This is a genomic window from Methylobacterium sp. J-077 (assembly GCF_022829365.1).
Lineage (GTDB): Bacteria > Pseudomonadota > Alphaproteobacteria > Rhizobiales > Beijerinckiaceae > Methylobacterium.
Genome location: NZ_JAKSYJ010000203.1, coordinates 1 through 14,044, shown reverse-complemented (window position 1 = coordinate 14,044; position 14,044 = coordinate 1). Strand labels below are relative to the sequence as shown.

The 14,044-nt window shown below is 70.5% G+C and carries 14 protein-coding genes, 1 tRNA gene and 1 pseudogene; 12 read left to right on the top strand and 4 right to left on the bottom strand.

The annotated features are described in order from the left end of the window. Positions 1-103: pseudogene (locus tag MKL11_RS24265) on the top strand (porin family protein); the annotation flags it as partial. Between the two features lie 169 nt (positions 104-272). On the opposite strand, the gene MKL11_RS24260 reads toward MKL11_RS24265, so the two are convergent. Then, entirely contained in the window at positions 273-914 is a 642-nt protein-coding gene (locus MKL11_RS24260; protein WP_243947991.1) for an HD domain-containing protein, read from the bottom strand. Between the two features lie 84 nt (positions 915-998). On the opposite strand from MKL11_RS24260, the gene MKL11_RS24255 reads away from it, so the two are divergent. Further along, a complete protein-coding gene (locus MKL11_RS24255; RefSeq protein ID WP_409565905.1) occupies positions 999-1,994 on the top strand; it encodes a GlxA family transcriptional regulator in 996 nt (331 codons plus the stop codon). Positions 1,995-2,298: 304 nt separating this feature from the next. Here the strand turns inward: MKL11_RS24255 and MKL11_RS24250 are convergent. Next, positions 2,299-2,375, bottom strand: a tRNA-Arg gene (locus MKL11_RS24250). Between the two features lie 193 nt (positions 2,376-2,568). Between MKL11_RS24250 and MKL11_RS24245 the strand changes: the two genes are divergently transcribed. Next, positions 2,569-4,497 (top strand): FUSC family protein, encoded by a 1,929-nt coding sequence (locus tag MKL11_RS24245; protein WP_313900778.1) that lies wholly within the window; start codon positions 2,569-2,571, stop codon positions 4,495-4,497. A gap of 261 nt (positions 4,498-4,758) precedes the next feature. Here the strand turns inward: MKL11_RS24245 and MKL11_RS24240 are convergent, their stop codons facing one another. Then, positions 4,759-4,989, bottom strand: coding sequence for a hypothetical protein (locus MKL11_RS24240; RefSeq protein WP_243947990.1), 231 nt, complete (start codon positions 4,987-4,989; stop codon positions 4,759-4,761). Positions 4,990-5,351: 362 nt separating this feature from the next. Between MKL11_RS24240 and pth the strand changes: the two genes are divergently transcribed. From pth to MKL11_RS24200, 8 genes are all read left to right on the top strand, one after another. Beyond that, entirely contained in the window at positions 5,352-5,960 is a 609-nt protein-coding gene (pth, locus tag MKL11_RS24235; RefSeq protein ID WP_243947988.1) for an aminoacyl-tRNA hydrolase, read from the top strand. Positions 5,961-6,001: 41 nt separating this feature from the next. Next, the gene (locus MKL11_RS24230; RefSeq protein WP_243947985.1) at positions 6,002-6,229 is read left to right on the top strand and encodes a hypothetical protein; all 228 of its coding nucleotides are present in this window, start codon (positions 6,002-6,004) and stop codon (positions 6,227-6,229) included. After that, positions 6,213-6,668 (top strand): PIN domain-containing protein, encoded by a 456-nt coding sequence (locus tag MKL11_RS24225; protein WP_243947983.1) that lies wholly within the window; start codon positions 6,213-6,215, stop codon positions 6,666-6,668. The genes MKL11_RS24230 and MKL11_RS24225 overlap by 17 nt, the downstream gene beginning before the upstream one ends. A 4-nt stretch (positions 6,669-6,672) precedes the next feature. After that, the gene (gene ychF, locus MKL11_RS24220; protein ID WP_243947981.1) at positions 6,673-7,770 is read left to right on the top strand and encodes a redox-regulated ATPase YchF; all 1,098 of its coding nucleotides are present in this window, start codon (positions 6,673-6,675) and stop codon (positions 7,768-7,770) included. Positions 7,771-7,803: 33 nt separating this feature from the next. Then, positions 7,804-8,793: a MaoC/PaaZ C-terminal domain-containing protein gene (locus MKL11_RS24215; protein ID WP_243947979.1), complete on the top strand. Its 990-nt coding sequence runs from the start codon at positions 7,804-7,806 to the stop codon at positions 8,791-8,793. A gap of 60 nt (positions 8,794-8,853) precedes the next feature. Continuing rightward, a complete protein-coding gene (locus tag MKL11_RS24210) occupies positions 8,854-9,897 on the top strand; it encodes an aldo/keto reductase (RefSeq protein ID WP_243947977.1) in 1,044 nt (347 codons plus the stop codon). A 112-nt stretch (positions 9,898-10,009) separates the two neighbouring features. Then, positions 10,010-10,249 carry an acetyltransferase gene (locus MKL11_RS24205; protein ID WP_243947975.1) on the top strand — a complete coding sequence of 80 codons (240 nt, stop codon included), beginning with the start codon at positions 10,010-10,012 and terminating at the stop codon, positions 10,247-10,249. Then, the gene (locus tag MKL11_RS24200; protein ID WP_243947972.1) at positions 10,239-10,532 is read left to right on the top strand and encodes a type II toxin-antitoxin system RelE/ParE family toxin; all 294 of its coding nucleotides are present in this window, start codon (positions 10,239-10,241) and stop codon (positions 10,530-10,532) included. Before MKL11_RS24205 ends, MKL11_RS24200 begins: the two co-directional genes overlap by 11 nt. A 76-nt stretch (positions 10,533-10,608) precedes the next feature. Here the strand turns inward: MKL11_RS24200 and mtnA are convergent, their stop codons facing one another. Then, positions 10,609-11,709 carry an S-methyl-5-thioribose-1-phosphate isomerase gene (gene mtnA, locus MKL11_RS24195; protein ID WP_243947970.1) on the bottom strand — a complete coding sequence of 367 codons (1,101 nt, stop codon included), beginning with the start codon at positions 11,707-11,709 and terminating at the stop codon, positions 10,609-10,611. Positions 11,710-11,884: 175 nt separating this feature from the next. Here mtnA and MKL11_RS24190 point away from each other — a divergent pair. After that, positions 11,885-14,044 (top strand): DNA translocase FtsK (locus MKL11_RS24190; protein ID WP_243947968.1); only part of this gene is annotated, 2,160 nt, incomplete at its 3' end.

Genomic DNA, 14,044 nt, shown 5'->3' with positions numbered 1-14,044 from the left:
CGCCGCCAACCTCGTCCCGGCCTATTACAGCCCGATCGGCCGCCGCGCCGACGAGTTCGCCGTCGTCCGCGCCGGCCTGAACTACAAGTTCGGCTCGTACTAGGACCCCGAAAACCGCTCCCGGCCTCCGGGCCGGGAGCGGTTCCGGATTCGCCCCGGCCTCCAGCCCGATCAGACTGGCCGCTCAGGTCGAACAGAAGCCCCGGACGCCCATGGCGCCCGGGGCTTCCGTCGTTTCGCAGGGTGCCGGCCCATCGGCGAACCGATCGGGATCACCCACGCCAGGGCGAGGTCCGGATCACGCGGCAAAAGTTTCCGGCGTGAAAATGCGGCTCCTTGTCGGCGACGACATCGGCCTTGACGTTGCCGAAGGTCGTGTCCGGCTTGTGCCGGATCCCCTCGTAGAACGCCTGGATGATGTCCTCCTTGAAATGCGGGCTCCGCGGATGCGCCCCCACGACCGCCTCCCGCTCGGCATCGCTGTAGTTCGCGTAAGTGAGCCCGAGCACGTCCATCTCGACCCCGGCGGTGACCAGGGCGATGACGGGATGCATGTGCTGCGGGATGCCCGGCGTGGTGTGCAGCGCGATGGCGGCCCACACGGTGTCGATATCGGCCTGGGCGATGCCGTGGCCGCGCAGGAAATTCCGGGCCGCGTTGGCGCCGTCGACCTCGAAGCGCTCGGTCGCGCTGCTGTGCTGCGGCGTCAGCCCCATGTCGTGGAACATCGCGCCGACATAGAGCAGTTCCGGATCGTAGGTCAGGCTACGGCGCGTCCCCGCCAGGGCGCCGAAATAATAGACGCGGCTCGAATGGTGGAACAGCAGCGGCGATTCCGTATCCCGGACGAGTTCGGTCACCGCCCGGGCGAGCGCGCTGTCGGGGATGGCGATGTCATTGATGGGATGAGCCATGGCCTTCACTCCTTTTGCTGATCCCCAAAGGCTAGCCTCGAAGCTTCGTGTCTGGGTTTGACGGAACGCGTCTCGAACGGCCAAATGACGCGGCCGACGGACGCGATGGAGTGCGCTTTGGACCGGAGGCTGGGGATCGTCGCGGGACCAGGCGTGCAGATGCTCGACGTCGCCGGGCCGCTGGATGTCTTCGCGGAGGCAAACGTCCAGGCCGGACATGGCGTCTACCGGACCGAGATCGTCTCGACCGACACCGCTGCCATCCGGACCTCGTCCGGCGCACGGCTGCTGGCAGACCGGACCATCTTCGACGCCGATGCCGGCACCCTCGACACGCTGCTGGTGGCTGGATCGCCGGACGCGCCGCATCGGCGTCCGGCCGCCGCCCTGCTTGATTGGTTGCGGCGCACGGCGCCCGCGGCCCGGCGCTACGGGTCGGTCTGCACCGGCGCCTTCGCGCTCGCCGAAGCGGGCCTGCTGGACGGGCGCCGGATCACCACGCATTGGGCGGCCGCCGATGCCCTGGCGCAGCGCTATCCCGCAATCCAGGTCGAGCCCGACGCGATCCAGGTCCGCGACGGGCCGGTCTGCACCGCCGCCGGGGTGACCGCCGGCCTCGACCTCGCGGTGGCCCTGGTCGAGGAAGATCTCGGCCGGGAGCTGGCCAAGCGCGTCGCCGCGCAGCTCGTGATGTTCTTCAGGCGCCCCGGCGGCCAGATGCAGTTCAGCCGGAGCGGTGCGACCGAGCCCTCCGGCCGGGCAATCCTCCAGGAGATCCAGCGCTGGATTGCGGCCGCGCCCGCGGAGGACCACAGCGTCGCCCGGCTGGCGGAGCGGGCCGGTCTCAGCCCCCGGCATTTCGCGCGCCTGTTCCGGAGCGAAGTCGGCGTGACGCCGGCCGACTGGGTCGAGGCCGCGCGGGTCGCGGCGGCGCGGCGCCGCCTGGAGGCAGAGGGCCTCCCGCCCAAGCAGGTCGCCGCCCTGACGGGCTTCGCCAATGCCGACACCCTGCGCCGGGCCTTCGTTCGCCACGTCGGCATCACGCCGGCGGAATTCCGGCGGCGGAACGGCGGGGGATAGCGACGGACATCCCCAGGCCATGAGCTTCGCGGTGCTCGAGCCTCATATCCTGAAGGGCGGCTTCCGGCTTTCGGGATGATGCACAACCGGAGACCTGGCGCATCGTCCCGGTTCCGATATCCAGAATGACGCCCTAATCTGGAAGCATCTTGGGCAACGTCCCAAAACCGCGAGGCGTGATTCCAAGCCTGTCGCCTCGAAACTGTTTCGGGCACGATGTGCAAGCCGAGGCGTGTTTCACGGGAAACATCGGTGGCAAACGGCAAAAGCCCTCTGCCGCCGGCTCACGTGGCCAACATATGGATGGCGACCCCGGTTGGGCTCGAACCAACGACCTGCCGCTTAGAAGGCGGCTGCTCTATCCAGCTGAGCTACGGAGTCTGGGTGCCAGCGCGCCCAAAAGCCACGGGCTTGCCCGAGGGTCAAGCGTCTGCGCTGCGGACCGGCCGCGGCGGAGCCGGCGCGCGCGTTCCGTCGCTCGGGGGCGGCATGGCGGGGTTGCGGCGTGGGGTGGATCCGGACAGGTGAGGGCGTGGTTCATGCCGGGGTGCCGCGCCCGCACAGGAGTCCGAGGTTGTCTGGCCCGAATCCGTCCGCATCGTCCCCCGACCGCGCCCGGCGCCGTCGGGCCGCCGGCCGGGGCAGCCTCGCCCGGCCCGGAGCGGATCTGCGGCGCCTGCCCATGGGCCTCGACCTGCGCAACGTCCGGCTGGTCGAGGGCGTGCGCGCGGCCTTCGCGTTCGGCGTCGTCATCCTGATCAACATCTGGGTGCAGTGGCCGCCGCTGCTGACCATGGCACTGGCCGCCAACCTCACCTGCTTCTGCGACAATGGCGGGCCGATGCGGGTGCGCCTGCACGTGCTCACCACGTTCTCGCTGCTCGGCGGCCTGCTCTGGGCCGGGCTCGGCCTGCTCCAGCCCCTGGGGCTGCCGGTGGTGGTGCCGGTCTCCTGCGCGGTGATTTTCGCGTGCTCTTACATCCGCGTCTGGAGCGTGCAGGCGCAAGCGGCCGGCAACGTGCTGGTGGTCGTGCTGTGCATCGCCCTCGACCGGCCGCTCACCCCGGAGCAGGCCGGGATCGTGGCGCTGATGTTCGCCGCCGGCGGCCTCTGGGCGACGCTGCTCGCCCTGGTGATCTGGCGCCTGCACCCGTATCGCCCGGCACACCGGGCGGTGGCCGAGGTCTGGCACGGTCTGGCGCGGCTCTGCGGCGATCTCGAACGGCTCGTCGCCCTGGCCGACCCCGACGTGGATGCGTTCGACGGGCATGCGCGGGGCCACCGGCGGGGCGTGCGCGCCAGCATCGAAGCCGCCCGGACCATGATCCTCGACCTCGCCCGCTCCCGCGAGCGCGTCTCCGAGCGCACCGCCCAGGCCCTGCTGCGCCTGGAGAGCGCCGAACAGATTTTTTCCGCCCTGATCGCCGTATCGGAGTTGATCGAGAGCCGGCCCGATGCCCGCCGCCGGGCCCTGGCCAAAACGTTCCTGCGGCGCCTGCGGCCGCTGCTTGTCACCATCGCCCGAGCGATCCGCGACGATGCCAGCCTCGATCTCGCCCGGCTCGAGCACTCCATCGCCCGGTCGGCGGAAGGCCTGTCGGAGGATGCCACCCTGGCCCGGCTGGCCGATGGCATCGTCGGGCGCGTGCGGATCGGCGCCAAGCTCTCGACCTCGGAGGGCTACCGGCCCGGCGCCACCCTCACGGACGGGCGCGGCCTCGACCGCTGGACCCGCTACGCCGAGCCGCTGCGGCAGAACTTCACCCTCGCCTCGCCGAACCTCCGGCACGCCCTGCGGGCCACCGTGGTCGCGGCGCCGGCGCTCGCCGCCACCCTGACCTATGCCGGCGCGTTCACGCACTGGCTGGTGATGACCGTGGTGCTGACCATGCAGCCGTTCTACGCGGCGACCTGGCAGCGGGCGCTGGAGCGGATCGGCGGCACGGTGCTGGGCGGGCTCGCGGGCGCGGTGCTCGCCTATTATGCCACGACCCCGCTGGTGGAGGCCGGGCTGATCCTCGTGCTCAGCGTGATCGGCTTCGCGGCGCGCCAGATCTCCTACGGCTTCTTCATCACCTGCCTGACCCCGCTGGTGGTGCTGCTGGTCGAATTGCTGGAGCCCGGCCATAGCTCCTGGGAGATCGTCGGCATGCGCGCCGGCTTCACGGTGCTGGGCGGGCTGATCGCGGTGGCGAGCTGCCTGGTGCTCTGGCCGATCTGGGAGCCGGATCAGGTCCGCCAGGAATTGCGGCGGGCGCTCAAGGCCCATGCCGCCTTCGCCGAGGCGGTGCTGCTCAGCTCCCCCGGGGAGGCCCGTGAAGCCGCGGTGCCGGCCCGCGCCCGGGCGGCCGGCCTCGCCCTCAACGACTTGGAGGCGGCCCTGTCCCGGGCCCTGCAGCAGCCCCGGGCCGGCGGCCACCCGGAGGTGGAGGCCGCCATGGTGGCCGACGCGACCCTGCGCCGGATCAGCGCCCGGCTCACGGTGCTGCGCCACGCCCCCTAGGCGGCCGCCCCGGAGGCGCAAGGCTGGCGGGCCTGGATCGCCGCCACGCTGGCGGCGCTTGGCGAAGACCGGCCGCTACCGGAGCGGCCGGATCAGGATCGGGGGCAGTCGCTCGCCCGGTTGGTGAGCCAGGTCGATCTCTTGAGCGGGACGCTGCGCCCGGGAGAGCTGCGCGCAATCGAGGGGGCAGGGCCTGAGGCCGAGGCCGTGGCGCGCGACGGCCGGGCCGTCCCGGCGACCTGACGAGAGGCCGGCCTCGTCTCAGTAGCGCGGCAGGGCGTTGGCCGGGCCGCCGGCATGCGGGCCGGCATAGCGATAGGCGGGCGCCGGCGCGGACGCGGCCCGATCCTGCTGCAGGGAGCCGGCATGGCCGATCCAGCCCGAATAGGCCGAGGCCGGGAACGGCGAATGCCGCGAGTCCAGCCCCTGCGCGAGGGCCGGCGACGCGACAGTGGCAAACAGGGCGGCGGCGGCGAGCATGCGCATGGTCATGATGATCTCCTGTATCTGAGTCCGACTTCGACGGGATGTCATCCGGTCAACCGGGTCGGGTTGAGGACGATCGTCGGTGCGGCGGTCTTGATCGCTCGGGCTTTGCTTGGCCGAATGTGAACGCTCAACCGGGATGGTCTGCCTGCCGTTCGATCGATGCCGTGCGCTGGCGCACGGGTGGTGCGCATTCGGCTCCGAATGCCTGACGCACCTATTAGGAGAGGCCGGTGCGCCGCCGCGGCGGCGCTGATCGTCGGTGCCGGGGCGGGGATGCGCCGCGTACCGAAGCGTGCCAGAGACCGCCCCGAAAGGGATGCGCTGAGGGAAGGCCCCATGACCGGGAGCGCGCCAGGGACTCTGCCATGCGGTTGATCGTCGGCCTCGGAAATCCGGGTTCGCGCTACGCGAACAACCGGCACAATATCGGCTTCCTGGCCGTCGACGCGATCGCCCGGCAGCACCGGGCGAGCCCGTTCCGGCACCGGTTCCAGGGCGAGGCCGCCGAGGTCGTGCTGGGCACCGAGCGGGCGATCCTGCTCAAGCCCTCGACCTTCATGAACGAGTCCGGGCGCGCGGTCTCGGAGGCGCAGCGCTTCTACAAGATTCCCTTGAGCGACGTGATCGTGCTGCACGACGAACTCGATCTCGCCCCGGCCAAGCTCCGGGTGAAGCTCGGCGGCGGCAATGCTGGCCATAACGGCCTGCGCTCGATCACCGCCCAGTGCGGCAACGACTATCACCGGGTGCGGCTCGGCATCGGCCATCCCGGCGACAAGGCGCTGGTGCACGCGTACGTGCTCAACGATTTCGGCAAGGCCGAGCTGCCCTGGGTCGAGGATCTCTGTCACGCGGTCGCCGAACACGCCGCGCTGCTGGCGGCGGGCGAGGATGCGAGCTTCCAGAACAAGGTCCATCTCGCCATGGCCGGCCGGGGCTGGGACGACGTGAAGACGCTGGGTTCCAGAAATTGACACGAAAACACGAGGACACGATATAGGCGGTGGAGGCTGCCATGAAGAACGTCACCGTGACGATGAGCGAGGCCCTGCTGCAGCGGGCGCGCGTCGCCGCCGCGCGCGACGGAAAGAGCCTGTCGCGTTTCGTCGCCGAGGCCGTCGAGCAGCGCGTCGGACGCCCGCTGACGCAGCGAGAGGCGCTCGAACGCTTCCTGGCCGGTCCTCTCATGAATTTGACGGACGAGAACGGCAAAGCACCGTCGCGCGATGAACTTCACGATTGAGCCGATCTTCATCGACACGAACGTGCTGATTTACGCACGCGACGAACGAAACGCCGGCAAGCGCGGGCGCGCACGTGCTTGGCTGGCTGCCATCACCGACCTGGACTGCGCCCGCACGAATCTGCAAGTTCTCAACGAACTGACGCGATGGATCCTCAAGAACGAGCTGGGGCGCTCGCTGCGCGACGTTCAGGACGAAGTCGAGACGATCGGGGCCTGGGGAGCGCGCCCGATCGATCAAGATGACACCGAACTGGCATGGCTCGTCCGCAAGAATCTCGGCTATCAGTGGTTCGACTGCCTCCTCGTGGCCGCGGCCCAGCTCGCCGGATGCCGATACTTCCTGACCGAGGATATGGCACACGGCGCCGTGTTCGAGGGCCTGACCCTCATCAACCCTTTCCGCGCGTCGCCCGGCGACGTGCTTCAACGGAACTGAGTCCATGGGCTTCAAATGCGGCATCGTCGGCCTGCCGAACGTCGGCAAGTCGACCCTGTTCAACGCGCTGACGCAGACGGCGGCCGCGCAGGCGGCGAACTATCCGTTCTGCACTATCGAGCCGAATGTCGGCGAGGTGGCGGTGCCGGATCCGCGCCTGGACGACCTCGTCCGGATCGCGAGCTCGAAGGAAAAAATCCCGACGCGGCTGACCTTCGTGGACATTGCCGGGCTGGTGCGCGGCGCCTCCAAGGGCGAGGGCCTGGGCAACCAGTTCCTGGCCAATATCCGTGAGGTCGACGCCATCGCCCACGTGGTGCGGTGCTTCACCGACGGCGACGTCACCCATGTCGAGGGCAAGGTCGATCCGGCGGCCGATATCGAGACCATCGAGACCGAGCTGATGCTGGCCGATCTCGACAGCCTGGAGCGCCGGGCCGTCGCCCTGGAGAAGAAGGCCAAGGGGGCCGACAAGGAGGCCAAGGAGACCCTCGACCTCGTCAACCGCGCCCTGCCGCTGCTGCGCGAGGGCAAGCCCGCCCGGCTGGTCGTGCGTAAGCCGGACGAGGAAAGACTGTTCCAGTCCCTCGGGCTGATGACCGCCAAGCCGGTGCTCTACGTCTGCAACGTCGATGAGAGCGATGCCGACAAGGGCAACGCCTACTCGGATGCGGTTTTCGCCCGGGCCAAGGCCGAGGGTGCCATCGCGGTGGTGGTCTCGGCCAAGATCGAGAGCGAGATCGCCGTGATGCCGGAAGCCGACCAGGCCGAGTTCCTGGAGGCCGTGGGGCTCACAGAGCCCGGCCTCAACCGGGTGATCCGCGCCGGCTACGATCTGCTCGGCCTCGTCACCTACTTCACGGTCGGCCCCAAGGAGGCCCGGGCCTGGACGATCACCAAGGGCACCCGCGCCCCGGGCGCCGCCGGGGTGATCCACTCGGATTTCGAGAAGGGCTTCATCCGGGCCGAGACCATCGCGTTCCAGGACTACACCACGCTCGGCGGCGAATCCGGCGCCCGGGATGCCGGCAAGCTGCGGCTCGAGGGCAAGGACTACGTGGTGCAGGACGGCGACGTGCTGCATTTCCGCTTCGCCAACTGAGCCCCCTCCCCTGACGCACTGGACGAGGCTGCCATGCCGGACCCCGCGATCGAGGATTTTTCCGTCGGCGACGTGATCGTCGGCGAGCCCCTGACGGTCGGCCGCGACGATATCGTCGGCTTCGCGCGGGCCTTCGACTTCCAGCCGTTCCACCTCGACGAGGCGGCGGCGGAGGCGACTTTCGCGGGAAGGCTGATCGCGTCGGGCTGGCACACGGCGGCGCTCGGGATGCGGCTGCTTCAGAAGGGACCGTTCGGCGGCGGCTCGTCGCTCGGCGCGCCGGGGATCGACGAACTGCGCTGGCTCGCGCCGGTGCTCCCGGGCGATGCCCTCACGCTCACTTTCCGGGTCGTCGGGATTCGGGACTCGGCCTCGAAGCCCGGGCTCGGCTTCGTGACCGCCGAGGTCGCCCTCGGCAACCCGCGCGGCGAGACGGTTCTGACCCAGCGCTTCACCTTCATGCTGGCCCGCCGCGGCACCGATCCCCTGCCGCCGCGCCCCGTGGAGATCGGCGAGCCGGGGCCGGTGGCGGAGCCGGAGGATGCCGAGATCCTGCCGTTCCTGCGCGATGCCGAGATCGGCAGGGTCCGCGACCTCGGCGCCTACCCGTTCAGCGCCGCGGCGATCGTGGCCTTCGCGGAGGCCTACGACCCGCAGGCGTTCCACCTCGATCACGCGGCAGCCAGGCGCAGCCATTTCGGCGGCCTGTGCGCCTCCGGCTGGCACACCGCCGCCGCCTACATGAACCGGCTGCTCACCACCCGCGCCCGCGACGTCGCCTACACGGCGACCCGCGGTCCGGTCCCGGAAGCCGGCCCCTCCCCGGGCTTCAAGAACCTGCGCTGGCTCAAGCCCGTCTATGCAGGCGACACGGTCCGGTTCAGCACGAAGCTCACCGACACGCGCGCCTCCGCGTCCCGCCCCGGCTGGGGCCTGGCCTTTGCCCGCAACACCGGGGTGAACCAGCGCGGCGAGCCGGTCTTTTCGTTCGACAGTGCGGTGTTCCATCGCTGGGAGCCGTAAGGCGCAGCGGTTGCCGCCCCCGTGCGTTGTCGCGACGGACACGGACGGGATCCCGCGCACATGTATCAGAAGAAGCTCGGCAACACGGGGCTGTTCGTCTCGGAACTCTGTCTCGGCACGATGACCTTCGGCGGCGGCGGCGGAATGTGGCGCCAGATCGGTGCCCTCGATCAGGCGGAGGCCGGGCGTCTCGTCGGGCGGGCGATCGATGCCGGCATCAACTTCATCGACACGGCCGATGTCTACGCGGAAGGCCTCTCCGAAGAGATCACCGGCCAGGCTCTGCGCGACCTCAAGGTCTCGCGCGACAGCGTCGTCGTCGCCACCAAGGGCTACGGACCGATGGGACCGGGCGCCAACGCCAAGGGCGCCTCGCGCCTGCACCTGATCGACGCCTGCAAGGCCAGCCTAAAGCGGCTCCAGCTCGACCATATCGACCTCTATCAGATCCACGGCTTCGACCCGGCGACCCCGATCGAGGAGACGATGCGGGCCCTCGACATCCTCGTGCAGCACGGCCACGTCCGTTATGTCGGCGTCTCGAACTGGGCGGCGTGGCAGATCGTCAAGGCGCTGGGCATCGCCGAGCGGGCCGGCCTCGCCCGCTTCGAGACCCTGCAGGCCTACTATTCCATCGCGGGCCGCGACCTTGAGCGGGAAATCGTCCCGATGCTGCGCTCCGAGGATCTCGGGCTGCTGGTCTGGAGCCCGCTCGCGGGCGGCCTGCTCAGCGGCAAGTATTCCGGCGGCTCCGGGGAGGGCCGGCGCGCGAGCTTCGACTTCCCGCCCGTGGACCACCCCCGGGCGGATGCCTGCATCGACGCCATGCGGACTGTCGCCGAGGCGCGCGGTGTCTCGGTGGCCCAGGTGGCGCTCGCCTGGCTGCTGCACCGCAAGGCGGTGACCAGCGTCATCGTCGGCGCCAAGCACCTCGACCAGCTCGAGGACAACATCGCCGCGACGCAACTGCACCTCACCGACGCGGAACTCGATGCCCTCGACGCGGTGAGCGTTCTCCCGGCCGAATACCCGGGCTGGATGTTCGAGCGTCAGGCCGCGCGGGCGCAGCAGCTCGCGGATTCGGGTCGGCCCGGGGTGCGGTGAGGCCGCACACGCCGCCGTCCGGGGCGCTCATCGCGCGCGTGGTACGGCGGCCCCGACCGGGTTCTGGCGTCATTCCGGCCGATCCTTCTAAGGTGTGGTGGGAGATCCGCCCATGACGGATCTACTGGACAAGGCGGTGGCGGCCGTTCGTCGGATGTCCGCCGCCGAACAGCACACCATCGCCCGGGGCATGCTCAGCCTGGCGCAGATCGCCGAGCCGCTCGACGTCGAACCAGAGCACAGGGCCGCCGTCACGGCCGGCCTGGAGCAGGCTGATTGTGGCGCGTTCGTAGAGGGCGAGGCGACCGAGATCATCGCGGCCGCCTTCGCACGGGTGCGCGATGCACCATGAGGCTACGCCTCACCCCGCAAGCCCAAGCCGATGTGGAAGCGATCGCGGCCTATCTGGAGGCTCGCAATCCGCGCGGCGCACGGCAGTCGAGACGGCCATCCAGGCCGCGCTCGTGCTCATCGGCCGCTATCCCGAGATCGGCCCAATGAGGCGTCGCCGTGTCCGTCGTTTCGCCCTGCCCCGCTATCCGTATCTGATCTTCTACCGTCTGGACGCATCGGCGGATGCCATCGCGATCCTCGCGATCCGGCATGCGTCTAGGAAGCCGGGCGGCCCATCCTAAAGCACGACACGACAGCAGCCCGCCCCGTGCGATGGTCAAGATGACGGCTGAGCCACGCGGGCCTTCCAGCCTGCCCTCACGCTGCCTTCCGGCGCTCCGGGTACAGGCCGTACAGCCCCTCCTCGCTGGCCTCGCAGACACCGCGCTCGGTGATGATGCCGGTCACCAGCCGCGCCGGCGTCACGTCGAAGGCGGGGTTGGCCACCGGGCTGCCGGGGGAGACCACCTCGATCGTCGCGAAGCCGCCGTCGGCCAGACGGCCGGTCATGTGGGTGACCTCGCGGCCGTCGCGCTCCTCGATCGGGATCTCCTTGACGCCGTCGTGGAGCGTCCAGTCGATCGTCGAGAACGGCAGGGCCGCGTAGAACGGCACGCGGTTGTCGTGGGCGGCCAGCGCCTTCAGGTAGGTGCCGATCTTGTTGCAGACGTCGCCCGACGCCGTGGTCCGGTCCGAGCCGACGATGCACAGGTCGACCCCGCCATGCTGCATCAGGTGGCCGCCGGCATTGTCGGCGATCACCGTGTGCGGCACGCCGTGGCCGTGGAGCTCGAAGGCGGTGAGCGCCGCGCCCTGGCTGCGCGGCCGGGTCTCGTCTACCAGCACGTGCACCGGCACGCCGCGCTCATGGGCGGCATAGATCGGCGCCAGCGCGGTGCCCCAATCCACCGTGGCGAGCCAGCCGGCGTTGCAATGGGTCAGCACCGTGACCGGTCGGCCGCCGTTCGCCTTGTGCAGGTCGGCGATGATCTGGCCGCCATGGGCGCCGATCGAGCGGCAGCTCGCCACATCCTCCTCGGCGATGCGGCCGGCTTCCGCGAAGGCGCGCAGGAAGCGCTCGGCCGGCTGGATCTCCCGCAGGTTGCCGGCGACCCGGTCGAGCGCCCAGCGCAGGTTGATCGCCGTCGGGCGGGTCGCGGCCAGCGCCGCCACCGCCCGGTCGATCCCCTCCATCGAGGGATCGGCCTGCATGGCGAGCGCCAGCCCGTAGGCCGCGGTGACGCCGATCAGCGGCGCGCCGCGCACGATCATGGTGCGGATCGCCAGAGCGGCGTCGTCGAGGGTGGCGAGCCGCTTCAGCTCGAACGCGAAGGGCAGGCGCGTCTGGTCGATCACCTGGACACTGACGCCGTCCGGGTCCGGGAAGATCGTGCGATAGGGTTTTCCGTCGATGTTCATGGCGGTTTCTGTGCCATAGCGGGGCGGTCTTTGCACCACCCCGCGCCGAGTTCCGCCCGCGCCGGGTTCAGCCCGATCCCTGGGGGCGCCGGGTCAGGCTTCCTCAACCTTAGCAGGTCGTTAAGGCCAGCATGACTAGCCTCGGGAGAGAGTCCCCGTTCGCGTCCGGTCCCGCATGCGCTCGCTTCGCCGTCCCGCGTCGCCCTACGACACCTACGTCGACAGCGTTCGCCCGTTCCTGGGCAAGCGCCTGACGGAGCTCGGAGGGCTCGTCCTGTTCACCGGCGCGGTCGCGCTGACCGTGGCGCTCGCCACGTGGTCGATCGACGACCCGAGCCTCAACCACGCCACCGACCACCCGGCCCACAACGTGCTCGGCCAGCCGGGCGCCGTCGTGGCCGATCTCGCCATGCAGATCCTCGGCCTGGGTGCCCTCGCCTTCGTGCTGCCGCCCGCGCTCTGGGGCGTGCGGCTGATGCGGGAGCGCGACCTGCCGCAGGGCGGCCTGCGCCTGGCGCTCTGGATCATCGGCTTCTGCGCCGCGAGCGCGGTGGCGAGCGCCCTGCCGCCGACAGCCCGCTGGCCGCTCCCGACCGGGCTCGGCGGCGTCGCCGGGGACGGCCTGCTGTCGATGGCCCGGGTGATCGTCGGGGCGGTGTCCTCGGCGGCGGCCCATCTCGTCGGCTTCGTCTACGCCGCGGTGGCGATCCTCAGTCTGACCGGGGCCTGCCGGTTCGGGACGGTAGAGGACGAGTCCTTCCACGACGAGCCCTATCCCGCCCGGCACCCGCCTGTCCGGGGCCGCGACGAGCGCGAGGATGCCGATGAGCCGAGCCTCGGCCTCGTCGGCATCGGTGCCCTGGCCCAGGGCCTGATGCGGATGCGCGTCGCCCTGGCGCGGCGGGTCGAGGCCTGGCGGACCGGCCGGGTCGAGCCCTTCGACAGCGCCTCACCGGCACTGGCGGCACGGCGCGCCTTCACGGATGCGGACCTGCCCTGGGCCGAGCACCTGCCCGAAAACCCCCAACATCCGGGCGCGGAGCGGCGTGAGCCCGTCTTCGACGCGCCGGACGAGCCGGTCGCCGCACCCGTTCGCCGCGCCGCCCTGCCCCCGGAAGACGACGCGCCGGACGCGTTCGAGGCCCCGCCCCGGCCGGCGCCGCCGCGCACCCCGGAGCCGACCGCCTCGCGGGTCGCCCCGCCGGCCGCCGCGCCGGTCCCGGCCCGCCGGGCGCCCGCGCCGCAGATGCGGCCGGAGGATTACGCCCTGCCGGCCCTCGACCTGCTGGCGCCGCCGCGCGGTCCCTCGCCGGCGAGCCAGGTCTCGGCCGACGCCCTGGAGCAGAACGCGACCCTGCTCGAGGCGACGCTCGGCGATTTCGGCGTGCGCGGCGACATCCTGGCGGTGCGTCCGGGCCCGGTCGTGACCCTCTACGAACTCGAGCCGGCGCCCGGCACCAAGTCCAGCCGCGTCATCGCGCTGGCCGACGATATCGCCCGGTCGATGTCGGCAGTCTCGGCCCGCGTGGCGGTCGTGCCCGGCCGCAACGCCATCGGCATCGAATTGCCGAACGCCAAGCGCGAGACGGTATTCTTGCGCGAGCTCCTGGCCTCCACGGACTTCGCCGAGAGCAAGCACAGGCTCGCCCTGTGCTTGGGAAAAAACATCGGCGGCGAGCCGATCATCGCCGACCTCGCCCGGATGCCCCACCTGCTGGTCGCCGGCACCACCGGCTCCGGCAAGTCGGTCGCCATCAACACCATGATCCTGTCGCTGCTCTACCGGCTGAAGCCGGAGGAGTGCCGCCTGATCATGGTCGATCCCAAGATGCTGGAATTGTCCGTCTATGACGGCATCCCGCACCTGCTCTCCCCGGTCGTGACCGATCCCAAGAAGGCGGTCATCGCCCTCAAATGGGCGGTGCGCGAGATGGAGGAGCGCTACAAGAAGATGTCCAAGATCGCGGTGCGCAACATCGACGGCTACAACGCCCGCGTGGCGGAAGCCGCCGCCCGCGGCGAGGTGCTGACTCGGACCGTGCAGACCGGCTTCGACCGGCAGACCGGCGAGGCGATCTACGAGGACGAGGCCATGGACCTCGCCCCCCTCCCCTACATCGTGATCGTGGTCGACGAGATGGCCGACCTGATGATGGTGGCGGGCAAGGACATCGAGGGGGCGATCCAGCGCCTGGCCCAGATGGCCCGCGCGGCCGGCATCCACCTGATCATGGCGACGCAGCGCCCGTCGGTGGACGTGATCACCGGGACGATCAAGGCGAACTTCCCGACCCGCATCAGCTTCCAGGTCACCAGCAAGATCGATTCGCGGACC

Coding starts and splice junctions, on each gene's coding strand:
- MKL11_RS24205 (WP_243947975.1), top strand. CDS start 10,010: ATGACGGATCTACTGGACAAGGCGGTGGCGGCCGTTCGTCGGATGTCC.
- MKL11_RS24230 (WP_243947985.1), top strand. CDS start 6,002: ATGAAGAACGTCACCGTGACGATGAGCGAGGCCCTGCTGCAGCGGGCG.
- MKL11_RS24200 (WP_243947972.1), top strand. CDS start 10,239: ATGCACCATGAGGCTACGCCTCACCCCGCAAGCCCAAGCCGATGTGGA.
- MKL11_RS24210 (WP_243947977.1), top strand. CDS start 8,854: ATGTATCAGAAGAAGCTCGGCAACACGGGGCTGTTCGTCTCGGAACTC.
- ychF (WP_243947981.1), top strand. CDS start 6,673: ATGGGCTTCAAATGCGGCATCGTCGGCCTGCCGAACGTCGGCAAGTCG.
- MKL11_RS24255 (WP_409565905.1), top strand. CDS start 999: ATGACGCGGCCGACGGACGCGATGGAGTGCGCTTTGGACCGGAGGCTG.
- MKL11_RS24240 (WP_243947990.1), bottom strand. CDS start 4,989: ATGACCATGCGCATGCTCGCCGCCGCCGCCCTGTTTGCCACTGTCGCG.
- pth (WP_243947988.1), top strand. CDS start 5,352: ATGCGGTTGATCGTCGGCCTCGGAAATCCGGGTTCGCGCTACGCGAAC.
- MKL11_RS24225 (WP_243947983.1), top strand. CDS start 6,213: ATGAACTTCACGATTGAGCCGATCTTCATCGACACGAACGTGCTGATT.
- mtnA (WP_243947970.1), bottom strand. CDS start 11,709: ATGAACATCGACGGAAAACCCTATCGCACGATCTTCCCGGACCCGGAC.
- MKL11_RS24260 (WP_243947991.1), bottom strand. CDS start 914: ATGGCTCATCCCATCAATGACATCGCCATCCCCGACAGCGCGCTCGCC.
- MKL11_RS24215 (WP_243947979.1), top strand. CDS start 7,804: ATGCCGGACCCCGCGATCGAGGATTTTTCCGTCGGCGACGTGATCGTC.